This is a genomic window from Phaeobacter sp. CAU 1743, assembly GCF_039839315.1.
GTDB classification, from domain to species: domain Bacteria; phylum Pseudomonadota; class Alphaproteobacteria; order Rhodobacterales; family Rhodobacteraceae; genus Phycobacter; species Phycobacter gallaeciensis_A.
Map to the genome: position 1 here is coordinate 25,168 of NZ_JBDOQR010000009.1, position 20,650 is coordinate 45,817.

A 20,650-nucleotide genomic window follows, 5' to 3' on the forward strand; every position below is an offset into this window, starting at 1 on the left:
TCGGCCATTCCTCAGAACTGGCCGATATTTTTTGACCCGTCAAAAATTTTACCAGTTGATAAAAAAACAAACTGTGGCACTCTGACTTGCAGAAAAATAACAGTCAGGGAGACACCCAATGGCGAGTAGCCATCAGGCATCCGGGATCCAGGCGGGACGTTTGTCCGCCCCAGAGATCGCCGAGAATTTCGGGGATCTGCATGCCCCCTATGATCAGCACGAAGCCGCCGTTGCCGCGGATCGTTGCTATTTCTGCTATGACGCGCCCTGCATGACGGCCTGTCCGACCTCGATCGATATTCCGCAGTTCATTCGCGAAATTCAGGCTGGGCATCCGACGTCAGCGGCCAAGACCATTCTGGATCAGAACATCCTTGGCGGCATGTGCGCTCGCGTTTGCCCGACCGAGACCCTGTGCGAAGAGGTCTGCGTGCGCGAAACTGCCGAAGGTAAGCCGGTCGAGATCGGCCGCCTGCAGCGCTATGCCACCGATACGCTGATGGCCAAGGGGGAGCATCCCTTCACCCGTGCCGAGGCGACGGGCAAGCGCGTTGCGGTTGTCGGCGCTGGTCCTGCGGGCCTGTCGGCCGCGCACCGTCTGGCGATGCTCGGGCACGACGTCACCGTCTATGACAGCAAGGACAAGGCCGGCGGTCTGAACGAATTCGGTATTGCCGCCTACAAGTCCACCAATGATTTCGCCGCACGCGAAGTCGATTGGTTGCTGCAGATCGGCGGTATTTCAATGGAATACGGCAAGAAACTCGGGTCCGAACTGTCGCTTGAGGCGCTGAAGGGCGACTTTGACGCGGTGTTCCTGTCTATCGGTCTGGGCGGCGTCAACGCGCTGCGCAGCGAAGGCGAAGACAAGGATGGCGTGCGCGATGCAGTGGACTTCATCGCCGATCTGCGTCAGGCTGACGATCTGACCACGCTGCCCGTCGGGCGTAATGTCGTGGTCATCGGTGGCGGCATGACGGCGGTCGATGCCGCTGTGCAGTCGAAACTTCTGGGCGCCGAAAACGTCACCATCGCCTATCGCCGTGGCCGCGATGCCATGGGCGCAAGCCGGTTCGAACAGGATCTGGCCGCCTCCAAGGGCGTCAAGCTGATGTTCAACGTGATGCCAAAGGCGATCCATGGCAACGGTGCCGCTGCCGAGATTGAGCTGGAATACACAGAGGTCAAGGATGGCCGCGTAACCGGCACTGGCGAGACCCTGCGCCTGGCAGCGGATCAGGTCTACAAGGCGATCGGTCAGACCCTTGAGGGACAGCCTGACGGGCTGGAAATCGACGGTGGCAAGATCAAGGTCTCGGAAACCGGGCGGACCTCGGTTGCAGGTGTCTGGGCTGGGGGCGACTGTGCCTCGGGTGGCGAAGACCTGACCGTGACCGCCGTGGCCGAGGGCCGCGATGCCGCAATGGACATTCATTCCAGCCTGATGGGCTAAGCCAGCCCGCTGTCCCTGAAACAGGGACGGCAGGCGAGCATGAAAAGGAACAGATAAATGGCTGATCTGACAACTGAATTTCTGGGGATCAAATCTCCGAACCCGTTCTGGCTGGCCTCGGCGCCGCCGACCGACAAGGAATACAACGTCCGCCGCGCCTTTGAGGCTGGCTGGGGCGGTGTGGTCTGGAAAACCCTCGGCTCCGAAGGCCCGCCGGTGGTCAACGTCAACGGGCCGCGCTATGGCGCGATCTGGGGCGCGGACCGGCGTCTGCTGGGTCTCAACAATATCGAGCTGATCACCGACCGCAGCCTTGAGACCAACCTTGAGGAAATCACCCGCGTCAAGAAGGACTACCCGGACCGCGCGGTGATCGTCTCCATCATGGTGCCTTGCGAGGAAGAAGCCTGGAAGGCGATCCTGCCCAAGGTCGAAGCCACGGGTGCCGACGGGATCGAGCTGAACTTTGGCTGCCCGCACGGTATGGCCGAACGTGGCATGGGCTCTGCCGTGGGGCAGGTGCCGGAATACATCCAGATGGTCACGGAATGGTGCAAGAAATACTATTCCAAGCCGGTGATCGTGAAGCTGACGCCGAACATCACCGATGTGCGCTTCCCGGCCCGCGCGGCCAAGGCAGGCGGCGGCGATGCGGTGAGTCTGATCAACACCATCAACTCCATCGTCTCGGTTGACCTCGACAATATGGCGCCCGAGCCGACCATCGGCGGCAAGGGTACCCACGGTGGCTATTGCGGCCCGGCGGTAAAGCCGATTGCCATGAACATGGTTGCGGAAATCGCCCGTGATCCGCAGACACATGGCCTGCCAATCTCGGCCATCGGTGGCGTCACCACCTGGAAAGATGCGGCTGAATTCATGGCGCTTGGCGCGGGCAACGTTCAGGTCTGCACCGCGGCGATGACCTATGGCTTCAACGTGGTGAAAGAGATGATCTCGGGCCTGTCCACCTGGATGGACGAAAAGGGCTACACCTCGACCCAGGACTTCATCGGCATGGCGGTTCCGAACGTGACCGACTGGCAGTATCTGGATCTGAACTATGTCGCCAAGGCGAAGATCAGCCAGGATGACTGCATCAAATGCGGTCGCTGCTTTGCCGCCTGCGAAGACACCTCGCACCAGGCCATCGAGATGAGCGAAGACCGCACATTCACGGTGAAAGATGACGAATGCGTCGCCTGTAACCTGTGTGTCAACGTCTGCCCGGTCGAAGGCTGCATCACCATGGAAGAGGTGCCCGCCGGTCAGGTCGATCTGCGCACGGGCAAGGTGGTGTCGGATCAATACGCCAACTGGACGACGCATCCGAACAACCCCTCGGCCACGGCTGCTGAGTGAGCTTTCGCCCTTAACATTCTGATAACAAATAAAGAGGGGCGCCCGGTGCGGGCGCCCCTTTTTCTGTTTCGGGTGGTGCGACGTGGTTTAACCCGTTGGCGTCAGCATGCGTCGATAGAAGGTATCCAGAAACGCAGGTGCTGCCTCGAACGGATCTTCTTCTCCCATCAGGGTGCGGACCTGAACGTCGAAATCCGCATAGTGCTGGGTCAGCGACCAGATCGAAAAAATCAGATGTTTGGGGTGGCTGGGCTGCAGTTTCCCTTCGTCCATCCAGCCTTGGATCACAGCGGCTTTTTCCTCGACCAGCTGTTTCAGATCGGTCGAAAGCGCCTCCAGCATACGCGGCGCGCCTTGTACGATTTCATTGGCAAACAGGCGGCTTTCGCGGGGGAAGTCCTGGCTCATCTGCAATTTGCGCTGCACATAGGCCAGCATTTCCTCCAGCGGCTCACCCTCGGGATCCAGTTCCCGCAAGGGATCCAGCCAGGTATCCAGAAGTTCCGAGAGCAGCGCGGTAAAAATCGCCTCTTTCGACGGGAAATAGTACAGCAGATTTGGCTTCGACAGCCCGGCCTCACCCGCGATCTGATCCACGGTGGCGCCGCGGAAACCATGGGTGGAAAACACCTCAAGCGCGGCGTCCAGGATGGCGGCGCGATTCTTTTTCTGAATGCGGGTTGGGGATCTGTCCTTGGGCATTGGCGGGTTTTCTGTCCTTGGGTGTCCGGGCGTCGGAAGAACGCCTCTATTTCACACATTTCACCTGTAAACCAAGTGTTTTCCCAGTCCTTGTGACGCAATTTCTTGACTGACTGCGCCCTCATGGTAGCTTGAGTTTGACCAGTTGGTCAAATCCGGTCCGAAAAGACTTTGACCAACGCTTCAAAGCCACCAAAATGGCGCCAAGCCAAAAATAGCCCGCAAAACAGACGGGACCAACAGGAAGGAAGCTGCGATGACGTCGCTTGGACAGAATCTGAAGATCAATGGCGATCGGCTGTGGGACAGTCTGATGGAGATGGCCAAGATCGGCCCCGGCGTTGCGGGCGGCAACAACCGTCAGACCCTGACCGATGAAGATGCCGAAGGGCGCGCCTTGTTCCAGAAATGGTGCGAGGATGCCGGATGCACCATGGGGCTCGATCAGATGGGCAATATGTTTGCCCGCCGCGAAGGCACCGATCCCGATGCGCTGCCGGTCTATGTGGGTTCGCACCTTGATACCCAGCCGACGGGCGGCAAATACGACGGTGTGCTTGGTGTTCTGGGCGGCCTCGAATTAATCCGTTCGCTCAACGATATGAATATCAAGACAAAACACCCCATTGTGGTGACCAATTTCACCAATGAGGAAGGCACCCGTTACGCTCCGGCGATGCTGTCGTCCGGGGTTTTTGCGGGGATCCATACGCAGGACTGGGCTTATGACCGCGAAGACGCGGAAGGCAAGAAATTTGGCGATGAGCTGAAGCGGATCGGCTGGCGCGGCGACGAAGAAGTTGGTGCCCGCAAGATGCACGCCTTCTTTGAACTGCATATCGAACAGGGCCCGATCCTTGAGGCCGAAGGCAAGGATATTGGCGTTGTCACCCATGGGCAGGGGCTGAGCTGGACGCAGGTGACGATCACCGGCAAGGATGCGCACACCGGGTCGACCCCGATGCCGATGCGCCGCAATGCCGGCCTTGCCATGGCGCGGGTGCTGGATGCGGTGGACGAAATCGCATGGTCCCATGCGCCGCATGCGGTTGGCGCGGCTGGTCATATCGATGTCTTCCCCAATTCGCGCAACGTGATCCCCGGCAAAGTGGTTTTCACTGTCGATTTCCGCAGCCCCGAGCTTGAGGTGATCGAGGATATGGAACTGCGCCTGCGCGAGCAGGGACAGGAAATCGCCGATGCCATGGGCGTGCAGATCGAATTCGAAAAAGTCGGCGGCTTTGATCCGGTGAAATTCGATGATGCCTGCGTGACGGCAGTGCGCAGCGCCGCCGAGCGGCTGGGCTATTCCCACCTCGACATTATCTCGGGCGCCGGCCATGATGCCTGCTGGATCAACCGCGTGGCACCGACCGCAATGGTCATGTGCCCCTGTGTCGACGGGCTAAGCCACAATGAAGCCGAAGAGATCAGCAAGGACTGGGCCGAAGCAGGGGCAAACGTCCTGTTCCACGCCGTGGTCGAAACTGCTGAGCTCGTGGAATAATCCGGTGACCTTCAAGCCCATGTTCCGGACCCTGCTGTTGCGGCGGATGGTCCTACGGTGATCAGCGCCGACCTCTCCATCCCCGATCGGATCAAACATCTGATCGAGACGGAGGTCGCCGAATTCCCGATCACCAGTAACGTGGGCTTTGAAACCCTTGCCGCCTTTCGCAGCGCGCTGTGCGAGCCGGAAGTGGTCACCGTCAATTTTTCCGGCGGCCTGACGCAGGACTGTTGGGCCGTCACCCAGCCGAATGGCGACTACCGGGTGATATATCTGCCGCTGGCGGGCTACTTCTCGCTTTGCGTTGAATCTGTTTTCGGCCCGCTCGACATCGGCGTACACGGACATGCAATCGGTTGTTTCAGTTCAGTCTGAAACGGATCGAACATATAAATAACAGGGAGTTAGAAACCATGAGTAAAGTCATCAAGAACGGGACCATCGTCACGGCTGACCTCACCTACAAGGCCGACGTTTTTATCGAAAACGGTGTGATCACCGAAATCGGCCCCGATCTGAAGGGGGACGAGCAGTTGGACGCGACCGGCTGTTACGTGATGCCGGGCGGGATCGACCCGCACACCCATCTGGAAATGCCTTTCATGGGGACCTATTCCTCGGATGATTTCGAAAGCGGCACCCGCGCAGGGCTGGCGGGCGGCACCACCATGGTTGTCGACTTTGCCCTGCCGAACCCGGGCGAAAGCCTGCTGGATGCGCTGAAACGCTGGGACAACAAATCGACCCGCGCCAACTGCGACTATTCCTTCCACATGGCCGTGACATGGTGGGGCGAGCAGGTCTTTGACGAGATGAAGACCGTGATCGAAACCCGCGGCATCAACACCTTCAAGCATTTCATGGCCTATAAAGGCGCGCTGATGGTGAACGATGATGAGCTGTACTCCTCGTTCCAGCGCTTGTCGGAACTGGGCGGTATCGCCATGGTGCACGCTGAAAACGGCGATGTGGTGGCCGAGCTGAGTGCCAAACTGCTGGCCGAGGGCAACAACGGCCCCGAGGGGCACGCTTATTCCCGCCCGCCGCAAGTTGAGGGCGAGGCCACCAACCGTGCCATCATGATCGCCGATATGGCCGGTGTGCCGCTTTACGTGGTGCATACCTCCTGCGAGGACAGCCACGAGGCCATCCGCCGCGCCCGCATGCAGGGCAAACGCGTCTGGGGTGAGCCGCTGATCCAGCACCTGACGCTGGATGAAAGCGAGTATTTCAACCAGGACTGGGATCACGCCGCCCGCCGGGTGATGTCGCCGCCGTTCCGCAACAAAAAGCATCAGGACAGCCTCTGGGCGGGCCTTCAGTCCGGCTCGCTGTCGGTCGTGGCCACCGACCACTGCGCCTTCTCGACCGAGCAGAAACGCTATGGCGTTGGCGATTTCACCAAGATCCCGAATGGCACCGGCGGCCTTGAAGACCGTATGCCGATGCTGTGGACCCACGGTGTTGAAACCGGCCGCCTGACGCCGAATGAATTCGTGGCCGTCACCTCGACCAACATCGCCAAGATCCTGAATTGCTATCCGAAAAAAGGTGCGGTTCTGGTGGGCGCCGATGCCGATCTGGTGGTTCTGGACCCGAACAAGACCAAGACCATCAGCGCCGAGACACAGCAGTCCTCCATCGACTACAACGTCTTTGAAGGCAAAGAGGTCAAAGGCCTGCCGCGCTTTACCCTGACGCGCGGCCATGTCGCCGTCTACGACGGGGAGATCCGCACGCAGGAAGGCCACGGCAAATTCGTCGAACGTGAGGCCAACACCACCGTCAACAAGGCGCTGTCGACCTGGAAAGAGCTGTCCGCGCCGCGTCCGGTGGAACGGTCCGGTATTCCGGCGACCGGCGTGTAATTGGTATCAAACAGGAGACGGGCCTCCGCACATGGTGGCCCGGCCTCCCGTCCTATTAAGGCAACGACATGAACAACGAAACGACTACCCAGGCCGGATCCCCCCAGGCCGTCGTCGAAGCGCGCAACCTGGACCTGGTGTTTGAAACCAACGACGGGCCGGTGCAGGCGCTGAAGGATGTAAACCTCACCATCAACAAGGGCGATTTCGTCAGCTTCATCGGCCCCTCGGGCTGCGGCAAGACCACCTTTTTGCGGGTGATGGCGGCGCTGGAACACCCGACCGGCGGCAGCATCACCGTCAACGGCATGACCCCGGATGAGGCGCGCCAGAAACGCGCCTATGGCTATGTGTTTCAGGCGGCGGGTCTTTATCCCTGGCGCACCATCGCCAAGAACATCAAGCTGCCGCTTGAGATCATGGGATACTCCAGGGAAGAGCGGGACAAGCGCGTCGCGCAGGTTCTTGAATTGGTGGAACTTTCCGGTTTTGGCGGCAAATACCCCTGGCAATTGTCCGGCGGGATGCAGCAGCGGGCCAGTATCGCCCGCGCGTTGGCCTTTGATGCCGATATCCTGTTGATGGACGAACCCTTTGGCGCGCTGGATGAGATCGTGCGCGATCACCTCAACGAACAGCTGCTGAAGCTTTGGGCGCGTACGGACAAGACCATCGGATTTGTCACCCACTCGATCCCCGAGGCGGTGTACCTCAGCACCAAGATCGTGGTGATGTCGCCGCGTCCGGGCCGGATCACCGATGTGATCGAAAGCACCCTGCCAAAGGAACGGCCGCTCGATATTCGTGACAGTCAGGAATTTATCGACATCGCGCACCGGGTGCGCGAGGGTCTGCGCGCGGGGCATTCCGATGACGCATAACCCCACGTTGAACCCTAATGGGGAGGGCAGGGCATGAAAAGCTTTTTTGCCGTTCTCACCGTTGTCGCCGCTATCATTGCCTTCTGGTATGCAGCTTGCGTTCCGATGAACATCAAGGGCGTTCTGGATCAGGCAGAACGGGCAGGGGCCGAAATCACCCCGGCGACTGCCAAGGAACGCCGTGACATGGGCACCTTTGGGCTGGTGGCGAAGAACACTTTTGCCATTGGTGACACCTGGGCGCAGGACCGCCCGCGTCTGCCCGCGCCGCATCAGGTCGCGGCAGAGCTGTGGAAAACCACGGTGCAGAAAAAGGTCACCTCGAAACGCAGCCTGATCTACCACGGGCAGGTGACGCTCTCCGCGACGCTGCTTGGTTTTGCCATCGGCACGGGGCTCGGGATTCTGTTGGCGGTCGGTATCGTGCATTCCAGAGTGATGGATATGTCGGTGATGCCTTGGGCCATTGTCAGCCAGACCATTCCGATCATCGCTCTGGCACCAATGATCATCGTGGTGCTTTATTCCATAGGCGTGCAGGGAATCCTGCCAAAAGCGATCATCTCGGCCTATCTCAGTTTCTTCCCGGTCGTTGTTGGCATGGTAAAGGGCTTGCGCAGCCCCGATAGCATGCAACTCGACCTGTTGAAGACCTACAGTGCGAGCACATCGCAGGGCTTCTGGAAGCTCCGCTTGCCGTCCTCGCTGCCGTATCTCTTTGCTTCGCTCAAGATCGGCATCGCTGCCTCGCTGGTGGGTGCCATCGTCGGGGAACTGCCGACTGGCGCGGTTGCGGGCCTTGGCGCGCGGCTTCTGGCGGGCAGCTACTATGGGCAGACGGTGCAGATCTGGTCGGCGCTGTTCGCAGCGGCCATTCTTGCGGCGCTTCTGGTGGCGCTTCTGGGGCTGATCGAACGGGTTGTTCTTAAACGCATGGGGATGAGCGCATGATCGAAGTTGTTTTTGCTGCTCTGGTCTGGATTGCGGGCTGGTGGATCAACAGCCGTTTGGCCAATAGTCCCGCGGCCAAGACGCAAGCTGTGAAACTGGCCGTTCCGCTGATCTTTGGCGTGACCGTGCTGATCGTCTGGGAACTGCTTGTGCGGGGGCTTGAGGTCTCCATGGTGATCCTGCCTGCGCCTTCGCTGATCGCGGCGCGTTTTGCGACCTCGATCCCGATCCTTTGGCAGGATTTCTCCCAGACCTTCATCAAGGGCGCCTTGTCCGGCTACATCATGGGCTGCGTGGCAGCGCTGCTGATGGCGGTGGCTGTGGATCGCAGCGACTTCCTGCGCCGGGGGCTGCTGCCCGTGGGCAACTTTGTCGCGGCCCTGCCGATTGTTGGTACCGCGCCCATTCTGGTGATGTGGTTCGGCTTTGACTGGCAGTCCAAGGCGGCAGTTGTGGTGGTTATGGTCTTTTTCCCGATGCTGGTGAACACGGTTGCCGGTCTTCGGGAAACCTCGGCCATGCAGCGCGACCTGATGCAGACCTACGCGGCGAGCTATTGGCAGAGCTTTTTCAAGCTGCGCCTGCCGGCCGCGCTGCCCTTCATCTTCAACGGTCTGAAGATTTCCACGACGCTGGCGCTGGTTGGCGCAATCGTTGCGGAGTTCTTCGGCTCACCCACCGTGGGCATGGGCTTCCGGATTTCCACCAGTGTCGGCCAACTGGCGCTGGATATGGTCTGGGCCGAAATCCTGGTGGCCGCGCTGGCCGGGTCCGCCTTTTACGGCGTGATCGCACTGGTCGAGAAAACACTGACCTTCTGGCACCCTTCGCAGCGGGGCTGAAGATCCATCCACCACCCGGAATACCTCTTCGGGTGGTGGCAAGAACGGCGCTGCGGCCCATGGTTGAACGGTAAAAATGCCGCGCATAACATGGGCGCAGCGCGCTGCTTAATCCTTGCGCGCGGGCAGCGATGCCCAAGTTTGATATAGTAAAAAAACTTTGAACAAATGGTCAAATTCGCGCAAGCTCTATCCATAACAACAGGGAGAACCTACCAATGAAACACATTCTGACAGCCGCCGCGCTGGCGCTTGGCGCAGCCGGAGCCGCGCAGGCAGCCGACGACGTTAAGCTGCAGTTGAAATGGGTGACACAGGCACAGTTCGCTGGCTATTACGTGGCGCTCGACAAAGGGTTTTACGAAGAAGAAGACCTGAACGTCACCATCCTGCCCGGCGGCCCGGACATCGCTCCGACGCAGGTGATCGCAGGTGGCGGCGCTGACGTGACCGTCGAATGGATGCCTGCCGCGCTTGCCGCCCGCGAAAAGGGCCTGCCGCTGGTCAATATCGCACAGCCGTTCAAATCCTCGGGCATGATGCTGACCTGCTGGAAAGACACCGGCATTTCCGAGCCTGCGGACCTGGCCAACCGGACCCTGGGCGTGTGGTTCTTCGGCAATGAGTTCCCCTTCATGAGCTGGATGAGCAAGCTGGGCATCTCCACCGAAGGCAAGGGTGAGATGGGCGTCGAAGTGCTGAAGCAGGGTTTCAACGTGGACCCGCTGCTGCAGCGTCAGGCCGACTGCATCTCGACCATGACTTATAACGAATACTGGCAGGTCATCGACGCAGGCGTCTCCCCGGATGAGCTGGTGACCTTCAAGTACGAAGATCAGGGTGTCGCGACGCTGGAAGACGGTCTTTATGTGCTTGAGGAAAACCTCAGCGACGAAGCCTTCACCGACAAGATGGAGCGTTTCGTACGCGCCTCGATGAAAGGCTGGAAATACGCCGAGTCGAACCCGGATGAAGCGGCTGAGATCGTTCTGGACAACGACGCCTCGGGCGCACAGACCGAAATGCACCAGAAGCGCATGATGAGCGAAGTTGCCAAGCTGACCGCAGGCAGCAACGGCGCGCTGGATGTGGCCGACTATGAGCGTACGGTTGAAACCCTGCTGACAGGCGGTTCTGCCCCTGTGATCACCAAGACGCCCGAAGGCGCCTGGACCCATGCCATCACCGATGCAGCCCTGAAATAAGGCTTTTCGGGCACGGCCCGGATTAAAATGACCCGCCGCTGCGCTCTGCAGTGGCGGGTTTTTTCATGCCTGTGTGGGTGAAGCCTGGGCTGGCGCCTCAGGATTGTTCCAGGAACCCGCCGTAAAGCCCCTGTTTGAAAACCAGCCCTTTGCCCGCCTGCCTGGTGAAGCCGGTCACCTGGCCGAGGATGATCGTGTGATCGCCCGCGTGATGGGCGCTGTGGGCGGCGCAGTCAAACCGGGCAATCACTCCATTAAGGTGTGGTGTCCCATCCTCGGCGGCCTGCCAATCGACCGGGGCGAAATCATCGCCGCTGCGCGCGAAATGGATCGCCAGATCCAGTTGGTCCCGCGCCATCACATGAATGGAAAATCGCTGCGCCGAAACAAAGGCATCGTGCCGCAGGGAACTGCGCGCCGGGCACCAGAGCAGAAGGGGCGGATCCATCGACACCGAGGTGAAACTGTTGGCGGTGATCGCCAGCGGCCCGTTTTCCGTCAAGGTGGTGATCACGGTGACGCCAGTCGCGAAACATCCCAGTGCGTCGCGATAGGCCCGGAGGGTCTCCGGGCCGGGGGTGATTGTGGTTTCCGGCATGTCGCGCGCCTTCTGTCAGGTCTTGCTCCCGACCTGCCATGCGTCGCCCTGTTTGTCCACAGGGTTCAGGTCCTGCAAAAGACGACCGTGCTGGCGTGTCTGCGCGATCACATCCCCCAACGTGGTAAACCCGCGCGCCTCCAGCATCGGCAGCATCCGGCACAGGACCTCGGCCGTGGCGCGGGCATCGCCAAGCGCGGTATGCCGGAGCGCCACCGGGATGCTCACATCCAGCCTCTCACAGAGTGCATCCAGCGTATGCGGTACCGAGGCGCCGAACAGGACCGCGCTCAGCAGCACCGTATCCAGCACCGGGTGATCCCATGTCAGGCCACTTTTTTTGGCGGCGCGGCGCAGGAATGCCATGTCAAAGGGCGCATTATGCGCGACGATTACCGCGTCCGTCGCGAAATGATGGAAGGTGGCAGAAACGCTTGTGATGTCGGGGGCGTCTTTCACCATGGCATCGGTGACACCGTGCACCCGGGTGGAGGCCGCCGGGATCGGCGCACCGGGATTGACCAGAAGGTCCAGAGTTTCACCTTCGACGATGCGGCCGCGCAGAACCCGCAGCGCACCCAACTGCACAACGTGGTCCTTATGCGGCAGCAGACCAGTGGTTTCGGTGTCAAACACGGCAAAGGACAGATCGGACAGGGGCCTGTCCTCGATCCTCCGCGCCTCAGGGTTGAGCAGGGCAAAATCATAGATCAGCGGGCGGGCGGCCTCGGGTGGGATTTCCGCCTCGGCGCTGTCAAAGATCACCACATAGCCATGCGAATCCCCGAGCGGTTTCAGCTGCACGCCATAGGTCTGGCGCCCATCGGTGCCGGTGATACGGGCGCTGACCTCCTTGCCGGTGCGGATCATCTTCTTATGGGCGGCCTCCAGCGGGCCGCGTTCGAGGTAGTCACCGAGCGAGGCGCCTAGGCGGGCAGGGGCAATCTGCGACAGAACCGCCGCGGCCTGCGCGTCATAAAGAACGATCCGGTGGTCGGGCGCCGCCATGACGGTGGCGACGGGCACCTCTGAAAGCAGCGTTGTCAGCCGGGCCTTTTCCGCCTCCAGCCGCGCGGTCTCACGGGCGATGGCCTCGGCGGTGGAGAGGGTCGCGGCGCCCAGCTGTCCGGCCAGATCCGAGGCGGCCGGGGCCAGATCGCCAAGATAGCGCGCCGTGTTCTGATCCAGTGCGGAAGTGACGCCACCATGGGCCCGTGCGCGCAGATGCGCGGCCAGCCGTTCGATCGGCTTGGCGACGTTTTCATCAAACAGAAGCCAGATCCCGGCGCAAATCCCAAGGATGGCAAAGAGGCTGAGCGCGCCGGAAAACACGAAGGCATCCAAAAGCTCTGGCGCGGCGGCCCGGGTATAACCGATCCACAGGGCGACCACGACGGCGGCGATTGCGGCAAGCGCGATCAGGCAGAAAAACAGGAAAATCCGCAGTCTGAGGCTCAGCCGTGTCAGCATCAGACCGCTCCGCAGAATGTGGTCAGAAGGCCGTCGTCTTCGGGCGGGGTGATCCAGTCAACCGTCGCATCATTCGTCCCAAAGGCGCCGCCCGAGGCCACCACGGCGCGGCGCCAGCCGGTGCAGTCCAGCCGCGCGGTCAGGGTGCTGACAGGGGACCAGCGGCCAAAGAAATAGACCTCTGCCAGATATTGCCCGGGCAGCTCGGCATGGCTTTTCGCGCTGGCCACATCAACCGCGGCGAACCGCTCGGTATAGGGCACAAGATAGGTCCAGGGCCGGTAAAGGCTGCGGTTCTGACCGGTTTCAGCCACCACGACCCCATCGGGCAGGGAAGCGCGGGTGCGATCGTACCAGCCGTATTCCGAAGCAATCGTAACGCCGATCATTGCCAGGGCGGCGGCCACAGGCGCCAGCCATTTTGGCAGCCGTCCGCCGCTGATCCGTCCCGCCAGCATGACGACGCCTGCCACGGCAATACCGGCAAAAATCACCGCGATCAGTTCCAGAAACATCCGTGTTCCTCCCTCGTTGCGGGCCTCAGCCCAGCATTCCCTTGCCGTGTCCCAGCGCCGATTGCATGGTCTTTACCACAACAAAGGCGTCGCGCAGGTGACTTCGCTCAAAATCTGACAGATCGGAGGGCGCCAGGAAGTTGTCGGGTGCTGTACCGCTGCGAATCTGGTCTGCCTGATGGGTCAGCCGGGTTTCGGCAATCAGGTCATAGGCATCCAGCAGATCCCGCGCGCCGGAAGGGCTCAGAGCCGAGGTCAGCGCCGCCGCCTCCAGCCGGGCACGGGTGTTGACCGGGGTGAGCCGCGCCTGCAAGGCATAGATCCGCCCCAGATCGACCACTGGCACCACGCCATTGTGTTTCAGATCCAGCGTATTGCGATGCTCACCCGAGCGGATAGTGGCAATCCCGCGCAAGAGACCAAGCGGCGGCGTGTGTTTCAGCGAATTCGAAATCATATGGGCGGTAAAGATGGAGTTGGCACTGGCCGCCTGCAGCACTTCCTCTTGCAATCCGTTGAACAGATCACGGTTGCCGCCGATGGGGCGCAGGTCAAACATCACCGAAGCCAGCATCTGCGCCATGGGATCGGGGGTCTTGATCCAGCCATCAAAATACTGCCGCCATATGCGCAGGGGCTGACGCCAGCGCGGGGTAGTCGCCATCATGTCGCCGGGGCAATAGACATAGCCGCAGGTATTGAGCCCGTCGCAGACAAATTGCGCCAGCGCCTCGAAATAGGGGGCGTCATCCTCTTGCATGGCATCATCGATCATCAGGCAGTTGTCCTGATCCGAAACCCCCGTCTGTTCCTGCCGCCCCTGCGACCCGCAGGCCAGCCACAGGTAAGGCACGGGCGGCGGGCCAAGGCGCTCTTCGGCCAGTTTCAGCAGGCGCCGGGTGGCGGCATCGGCGATATCGGTGATCAGGCGGGTGACCACCTCGTGCCGGTTGCCACCTGCCACCAGCTGCATCAGCAGGGCCGGAATGCGGGCGGTGACGCGGGCCATGGTAGCGGCATCCGTGGCGCTGGCGATTTCGGCAATCATATCGGCCGAGCTCATCGCCTGAAGGCGCGTCAGGTCGGTCTGGGTGACAATCCCCGACAGCTTGCCCGCATCCACCACGGGAACATGGCCGATCCGATGCTCCATCATCGCGTGCAGCACATCGGATGCGATGGCTGAGGAAGGCAGCGTCAGCGGATCGCGCGTCATCATCCGCGCAACGGGGGTGGAGATGGGCAGGCCCTCTGCCAGCACCTTTTCGGTCAGGTCGCGGTTGGTGAGAATGCCTTCCAGCGTGTCTCCATCGGTCACGCAAACCGAGGAGATATGATGCTCCCGCATCAATTGCGCGGCGCTTTGACAGGTGAGGCCGCTGGAGCAGGTGATCGGCTGAGTGGCCATGAAATCAGCAACCCGGCGGGTGGCAAGGCTGCTTTGCGCAGGTCCGCCCGGGCGGCGGCGGTCGAAAAAGCGCGCGACCTTGGGTTCGGCCTGCATCAGCGCATCGAAATCGGCGCGCGGCAGGAGCAAAAGCGCGCTCTCGTTGCTGGCAGAGGCGGTGGTAACAGCGATGCCGTCCCGGGTGAGACCACGCTCGCCAAAGGAATTGCGTGGCCCAAGGATGGAGACGGCCATACCATTCTCGTCAAAGACTTCCACCTCGCCGTGATGCACGAGGTAGAGACCCTGCATTGGCGCACCAAGGGCATAGATCTCTTCGCCCGCATTGGCGTGGATCACTTCGAACTTCGGCGCAAGCTGCGCAAGGCGCGCGGCATCTAGGCTGTCATAGGGGTGCACCGTCTTCAGGAACTGGATCAGACCGTCTGGGGAAAGGGGCATGGGAGAAGCCTGTGTCGTAAGCCGGGATAAAAGTCATCCTGCCCGAGTGTGCCCGGACAGGATGGTGAGGAAAAGAGGGCGGGCCATAATACCGAGGGAGGCGGCCCGCCCGGGGAGGAAACCCTCGATCAGTGGTCCTGGGCAGCCCCTGCACCGCGCGGGATGCGGACGCTTTCCACCAGCTCTTCGATCTCGGCCGGGATGGCGTCGGTTGATTTGGACACGAAATAGGCCACCGCAAAGTTCACCATCGCGCCAACCGCACCAAAGGAGGTGGATTTGATGGTGCCCAGCAGCGGATCTGCATCCGTGAAGCTGTTGGTGCCAGGGATGAAGAACCAGCCCTTATGCAGGAAGATATAGATCAGCGTGACCAGCAGACCTGCGATCATGCCTGCAACCGCGCCCTTGTTGTTCACCTTGGTGAAGATGCCCATCATCAGCGCCGGGAAGATCGAGGCCGCCGCCAGACCAAAGGCCAGCGCCACGGTCTGCGCTGCAAAGCCCGGAGGGTTGAGGCCCAGATAGGTGGCCACCGCGATGGCAACCGCCATGGCAACACGGGCCGAAAGAAGCTCGCCTTTTTCCGAGATGTTCGGATTGATCGAGCCCTTGATCAGGTCGTGCGACACCGCCGAAGAGATCGCCAGCAGCAGACCCGCCGCAGTAGACAGCGCCGCCGCCAGACCGCCTGCGGCCACCAGACCGATCACCCAAGAGGGCAGGTTGGCGATTTCGGGGTTGGCCAGCACGAGGATATCACGGTTGAACTTGGTCAGCTCATTGCCCTGCCAGCCGTTCTCGGTCGCTTTGGCCTGCATCTCGGCGTTCTTGTCGTTGTAATACTGGATCTTGCCGTCGCCGTTCTTGTCTTCCCAGTCCAGCAGGCCGGTTTTCTGCCAGGTGGCCATCCAGTCATAGCGGGCGTCATTCTCGATCTGCTCGACCGAGACCGCTTCGCTGTTTGTGCCATTGGGCCACATCATGTCGGTGATGTTGAGACGGGCCATGGCGCCAACAGCCGGGGCAGTCAGATACAGCAGCGCGATGAAGACCAGCGCCCAGCCTGCGGACCAGCGTGCATCGGACACCTTGGGAACGGTGAAGAAGCGCATGATCACGTGCGGCAGACCGGCTGTACCGATCATCAGCGACAGGGTGAAGAGCACCATGTTCAGCGTATCGGCGTGGTGGGCGGTATATTCATTGAAACCCAGCTCGCGCACGATGGCGTCCAGCTTCGCCAGCAGCGGCTCCCCCGAGGCAACGTGATCGCCAAAGAGACCCAGCGCCGGGATCGGGTTGCCGGTCAGCTGCAGCGAGATGAAGATGGCCGGAATTGTATAGGCCATGATCAGCACGACATATTGCGCGACCTGCGTATAGGTCACGCCCTTCATGCCACCGAAGACCGCATAGGCGAACACGACACAGGCACCGATCAGCAGACCGGCGGTGTTGGAGACCTCAAGGAAACGACCAAAGGCGACGCCCACGCCAGTCATCTGGCCGATCACGTAGGTGGTGGAGGCAACGATCAGGCAGATAACCGCCACGATACGCGCGGTGGGGCTGTAGAAGCGGTCGCCGATGAATTCCGACACGGTAAATTTGCCGAACTTGCGCAGGTAAGGCGCCAGCAGCAGAGCCAGCAGCACGTAGCCACCGGTCCAGCCCATCAGGAAGGAGGAGTTGTCATAGCCGGTAAAGGCGATGAGACCCGCCATCGAGATGAAGGAGGCTGCCGACATCCAGTCCGCTGCCGTGGCCATGCCGTTGGTGACGGGATGCACACCCCGGCCGGCCGCGTAGAATTCAGATGTGGAGCCAGCACGGGCCCAGATCGCGATGCCGATGTAGAGCGCAAAGGACGCGCCCACGAACAGCAGGTTGATGGTAAACTGATCCATGATCACTCCTCCTCGACGCCGAATTCACGGTCGAGACGGTTCATCCGCCAGGCGTAGAAAAAGATCAGGCCCAGGAAGACCAGGATCGATCCCTGCTGGGCAAACCAGAAGCCCAGGTCGGTGCCGCCGACGGCGATGCCCGAGAGCATCGGGCGCAGCAGAATGCCGAAACCGAATGAAACGACAGCCCAGATCACCAGGCTGATGAGAATGATGCGCACATTGGCCTGCCAATAGCCCTTGTCGGCCTCGGCTGCCTTTGCGGCATTGGTTGTGTGGTCCGCCATGGCGGCTCCTCCTTGCTACGGGTTCTGCCTGCTTTGCGCCGGGCGCTGGGCAAGCCTTCTCTGTTTGCCTGCGTTGCTCGCGTTGAAACGGGCAGCCATCAGGCATTAGTCCTTTGGTCGCCAAAGCGGGCTTTGGCGGGTCCATCGGGTATTTCAGGGTTTGGGATGGCCCCCCGGCGGCCGCAGAGCCGACCGGGGATCCGGGTCTTGGCCGGGCCTAGGGCGCGGCGGTCTTTACAATCTTTGCCAGCCCTTCGGCGACTGCATCGATCTGGCCCATGGCGTCGATCTTCTGCAGCACGCCCTTGCCGTCGTAATAGGCGATCAGCGGGGCTGTCTGTTCGTGATAAGCCGCAAGACGGCTTGCCACGGTTTCGGCGTTGTCATCGGCGCGGCGCTTCATCTCGGTGCCGCCGCATTTGTCGCAGGTGCCAGCCACTTTCGGCTGTTTGAAGGTGTCGTGATAGCCTTCGCCGCAGCCGCCGCAGGTGTAACGCCCGGCGACGCGGGTCACCATGGCATCGTCGTCGACCTCAAGGCTGATGGCGGCGTTGATCTTCTGGCCGGTTTCGGACAGCAGCGCATCCAGAGCCTCGGCCTGAACGGCGGTGCGGGGGAAACCATCAAGGATCACGCCCTTGGCGCAGTCGGGTTCACCCAGACGGTCGCGCAGGATGGCGATCACGATCTCATCGGAGACCAGACCGCCGGATTCCATCACCGATTTCGCAGCCTTGCCGGCCTCGGTGCCTGCAGCCACGGCGGCGCGCAGCAGGTCACCGGTCGACAGCTGCACCAGGCCAAAGTTTTCCTCCAGCATGCGGGCCTGTGTGCCCTTCCCGGCGCCCGGAGGGCCGAGAAGGATCAGGACTGCAGGGCGCGTCATAACATTGGTCGGCATGCGGTTACCCCTTGTTCGCGCGGTTGGCGATCAGATCGTCCACCACCGACGGATCGGCGAGGGTCGAGGTATCGCCCAGCGAGGCAAAGTCGTTTTCGGCGATCTTGCGCAGGATGCGGCGCATGATCTTGCCCGAGCGGGTTTTCGGCAGGCCGGGTGCCCATTGGATCACGTCCGGGCTGGCAATCGGGCCGATCTCGGTCCGAACCCAGGAGCGCAACTCCTTCAGCAGCTCGTCCGAAGGCTCGCGGTCGTTCATCAGGGTGACATAGCAATAGATGCCCTGTCCCTTGATCTCATGCGGGTAGCCCACCACGGCGGCCTCGGCCACTGCAGCATGCGCCACCAGCGCACTTTCGACTTCAGCGGTGCCCATGCGGTGACCGGAGACGTTGATCACATCATCGACGCGGCCGGTGATCCAGTAATCGCCATCTGCGTCGCGGCGGCAGCCGTCACCGGTGAAGTAATACCCCTTGTAGTCGGCGAAATAGGTCTTCTCGAACCGTTCGTGATCGCCCCAGACGGTGCGCATCTGACCGGGCCAGCTGTCCTTGATGCACAGGACACCTTCGACACCGTTGCCTTCGATCTCTTCGCCGGATTGCGGGTCCAGAACCACCGGTTTGACGCCAAAGAAGGGCTTCATCGCTGCGCCGGGTTTCAGCGCATGGGCGCCGGGCAGGGGGGTCATCAGGTGACCGCCGGTTTCGGTCTGCCACCAGGTGTCGACGATGGGGCATTTGCCCTTGCCAACGACATCATTGTACCAGTTCCAGGCTTCCGGGTTGATCGGCTCACCCACTGTGCCCAGCAGGCGCAGCGAGGACAGATCGCATTTCTCGACCCATTCGTTGCCTTGGCCCATCAGCGCGCGCAAAGCGGTGGGGGCGGTGTAGAACTGGTTGACCTTGTGCTTTTCGCAGACCTGCCAGAAGCGGCTGGCGTCGGGGTAGGTCGGCACGCCTTCGAACATCAGCGTGGTGGCGCCATTGGCCAGCGGACCATAGACGATATAGCTGTGGCCGGTGACCCAGCCCACATCGGCGGTACACCAGTAGATATCGCCATCGTGGTAATCAAAGGTAATCTCATGCGTCATCGCCGCATAGACGAGATAGCCGCCGGTGGTGTGCACCACGCCCTTGGGCTGACCGGTCGAGCCGGAGGTATAGAGGATGAACAGCGGATCCTCAGCGTTCATCTCGGCGGGCTTGCAGTAGTCGTTCGCCTCGATCGCCATCTCGTTGTAATCGTAATCGCGCCCGTCAATCCAGGTGGTCTGGCCGCCGGTGCGTTTCACAACCAGGCATTTCACCGTGTCCTTGCAATGCAGCAGCGCCGCATCGGCATTGGATTTCAGCGGCGTCTTGCGGCCACCACGGGGGGCTTCGTCGGCGGTGATGACAACCTTGGCGTCCGACCCGTTGATCCGTGCCGCCAGCGCATCGGGGCTGAAGCCGGCAAAGACGATGGAGTGGATGGCGCCGATCCGGGCGCAGGCCAGCATGGCATAGGCGGCCTCGGGGATCATCGGCATATAGATCACGACCCGGTCGCCTTTGCGCACACCCATGGTTTCCAGGATGTTGGCCATCCGGCAGGTGCGGCGATGCAGTTCCTTGTAGGTGATGTGCTGAGCGGCCTCGTTCGGGTCGTCCGGCTCGAAAATGATGGCGGTCTGGTCGCCGCGGGTCTCCAGATGGCGGTCGATGCAGTTGGCCGCCACGTTGAGCGTGCCATCGGCATACCAGTTGATCGACACGTTGCCGAAGTTGTAGTTCACATCCTTCACCGAGGTGAAAGGCTTGATCCAGTCGATCCGTTTGCCCTGTTCACTCCAGAACCCTTCGGGATCTGCGATCGAGGCCGCATACATCTCTTCGTATTTGGCGGCGTCCACATGGGCGCGCGCAACAACGTCGTCCGACGGCGGATACACTTTGCCTTCAGGCTGCGTGGTCATCTGGTGTCCTCCCTGACTTCCCTTCAGTTTGTCACCGGACAGCCACGGGGGCCGGGTGTCAAACCGTTTCCTTCCTCGATGGCCATAATAGGGAAAGTTGAAAATTTGTGAATAAGGGGCCGGAAAGTAACGATTTGTTTGTGAATGAATTTCCTGTGTGCCTTACACTTGTAAATTTTCAGGGCGAAATCCGTGCAAAACCCAATTTTTACGGGTGATTGAGAGTCAACGATACCGGCACTCTGCCTGGGCGGGTATGGGGCTTTTGTGCAAGATTTCCGAAGGGAGGGGGTGGTTGCTGTCGATACGGACATGCGGCAAATCGCGCGCGGATCCGCACGCCGTACCTTTTGCCGGGTTCTGAGGTGGGCTCACGGAGC

The 20,650-nt window shown here is 61.1% G+C and carries 18 protein-coding genes; 9 read left to right on the plus strand and 9 right to left on the minus strand.

Annotation, left to right across the window (positions count from 1 at the left end):
• Positions 1–118 precede the first annotated feature (118 nt).
• Together AAFO90_RS05515 and preA are read left to right on the plus strand one after the other, a co-directional pair.
• Complete coding sequence (locus AAFO90_RS05515; RefSeq protein WP_065270528.1) at positions 119–1,453, plus strand: NAD(P)-dependent oxidoreductase; 1,335 nt, start codon at positions 119–121, stop codon at positions 1,451–1,453.
• Positions 1,454–1,510: 57 nt separating this feature from the next.
• Positions 1,511–2,815 (plus strand): NAD-dependent dihydropyrimidine dehydrogenase subunit PreA, encoded by a 1,305-nt coding sequence (gene preA / locus AAFO90_RS05520; protein ID WP_274829050.1) that lies wholly within the window; start codon positions 1,511–1,513, stop codon positions 2,813–2,815.
• 87 nt (positions 2,816–2,902) lie between these two features.
• Here preA and AAFO90_RS05525 read toward each other — a convergent pair whose 3' ends face one another.
• Entirely contained in the window at positions 2,903–3,517 is a 615-nt protein-coding gene (locus tag AAFO90_RS05525; protein ID WP_347508784.1) for a TetR family transcriptional regulator C-terminal domain-containing protein, read from the minus strand.
• A gap of 256 nt (positions 3,518–3,773) precedes the next feature.
• Here AAFO90_RS05525 and AAFO90_RS05530 point away from each other — a divergent pair, with 256 nt between their 5' ends.
• The 7 genes from AAFO90_RS05530 (at position 3,774) to AAFO90_RS05560 (ending at position 10,774) form a co-directional block, all read left to right on the plus strand.
• Positions 3,774–5,024 (plus strand): Zn-dependent hydrolase, encoded by a 1,251-nt coding sequence (locus AAFO90_RS05530; RefSeq protein WP_347508785.1) that lies wholly within the window; start codon positions 3,774–3,776, stop codon positions 5,022–5,024.
• 57 nt (positions 5,025–5,081) lie between these two features.
• Positions 5,082–5,402: a hypothetical protein gene (locus AAFO90_RS05535; protein WP_347508786.1), complete on the plus strand. Its 321-nt coding sequence runs from the start codon at positions 5,082–5,084 to the stop codon at positions 5,400–5,402.
• A 38-nt stretch (positions 5,403–5,440) separates the two neighbouring features.
• Positions 5,441–6,895, plus strand: a complete 1,455-nt coding sequence (gene hydA, locus AAFO90_RS05540) for a dihydropyrimidinase (RefSeq protein ID WP_347508787.1) — start codon at positions 5,441–5,443, stop codon at positions 6,893–6,895.
• A gap of 68 nt (positions 6,896–6,963) precedes the next feature.
• Positions 6,964–7,776, plus strand: coding sequence for an ABC transporter ATP-binding protein (locus AAFO90_RS05545; protein ID WP_347508788.1), 813 nt, complete (start codon positions 6,964–6,966; stop codon positions 7,774–7,776).
• A 33-nt stretch (positions 7,777–7,809) separates the two neighbouring features.
• Positions 7,810–8,727 carry an ABC transporter permease gene (locus tag AAFO90_RS05550; protein ID WP_347508789.1) on the plus strand — a complete coding sequence of 306 codons (918 nt, stop codon included), beginning with the start codon at positions 7,810–7,812 and terminating at the stop codon, positions 8,725–8,727.
• Positions 8,724–9,569, plus strand: coding sequence for an ABC transporter permease (locus AAFO90_RS05555; RefSeq protein ID WP_274829054.1), 846 nt, complete (start codon positions 8,724–8,726; stop codon positions 9,567–9,569). The genes AAFO90_RS05550 and AAFO90_RS05555 overlap by 4 nt, the downstream gene beginning before the upstream one ends.
• A 218-nt stretch (positions 9,570–9,787) precedes the next feature.
• Positions 9,788–10,774 carry an ABC transporter substrate-binding protein gene (locus AAFO90_RS05560; protein ID WP_065270519.1) on the plus strand — a complete coding sequence of 329 codons (987 nt, stop codon included), beginning with the start codon at positions 9,788–9,790 and terminating at the stop codon, positions 10,772–10,774.
• A gap of 97 nt (positions 10,775–10,871) precedes the next feature.
• Here AAFO90_RS05560 and AAFO90_RS05565 read toward each other — a convergent pair whose 3' ends face one another.
• From AAFO90_RS05565 to acs, 8 genes are all read right to left on the minus strand, one after another.
• Complete coding sequence (locus AAFO90_RS05565; RefSeq protein WP_347508790.1) at positions 10,872–11,372, minus strand: flavin reductase family protein; 501 nt, start codon at positions 11,370–11,372, stop codon at positions 10,872–10,874.
• 15 nt (positions 11,373–11,387) lie between these two features.
• Entirely contained in the window at positions 11,388–12,842 is a 1,455-nt protein-coding gene (locus AAFO90_RS05570) for a 3'-5' exonuclease (protein ID WP_347508791.1), read from the minus strand.
• On the minus strand, positions 12,842–13,357 hold the full coding sequence (locus AAFO90_RS05575) for a hypothetical protein (protein ID WP_347508792.1): 516 nt from the start codon (positions 13,355–13,357) through the stop codon (positions 12,842–12,844). The genes AAFO90_RS05570 and AAFO90_RS05575 overlap by 1 nt, the downstream gene beginning before the upstream one ends.
• 25 nt (positions 13,358–13,382) lie before the next feature.
• Positions 13,383–15,206 (minus strand): DUF294 nucleotidyltransferase-like domain-containing protein, encoded by a 1,824-nt coding sequence (locus AAFO90_RS05580; RefSeq protein WP_347508793.1) that lies wholly within the window; start codon positions 15,204–15,206, stop codon positions 13,383–13,385.
• A gap of 128 nt (positions 15,207–15,334) precedes the next feature.
• Positions 15,335–17,116, minus strand: a complete 1,782-nt coding sequence (locus tag AAFO90_RS05585) for a sodium:solute symporter family protein (protein ID WP_274839090.1) — start codon at positions 17,114–17,116, stop codon at positions 15,335–15,337.
• Between the two features lie 2 nt (positions 17,117–17,118).
• Positions 17,119–17,403 carry a DUF4212 domain-containing protein gene (locus AAFO90_RS05590; protein WP_065270513.1) on the minus strand — a complete coding sequence of 95 codons (285 nt, stop codon included), beginning with the start codon at positions 17,401–17,403 and terminating at the stop codon, positions 17,119–17,121.
• Between the two features lie 217 nt (positions 17,404–17,620).
• Positions 17,621–18,304, minus strand: coding sequence for an adenylate kinase (locus AAFO90_RS05595; protein WP_347508794.1), 684 nt, complete (start codon positions 18,302–18,304; stop codon positions 17,621–17,623).
• 4 nt (positions 18,305–18,308) lie between these two features.
• Complete coding sequence (acs, locus tag AAFO90_RS05600; protein WP_274866348.1) at positions 18,309–20,270, minus strand: acetate--CoA ligase; 1,962 nt, start codon at positions 20,268–20,270, stop codon at positions 18,309–18,311.
• Positions 20,271–20,650 lie beyond the last annotated feature (380 nt).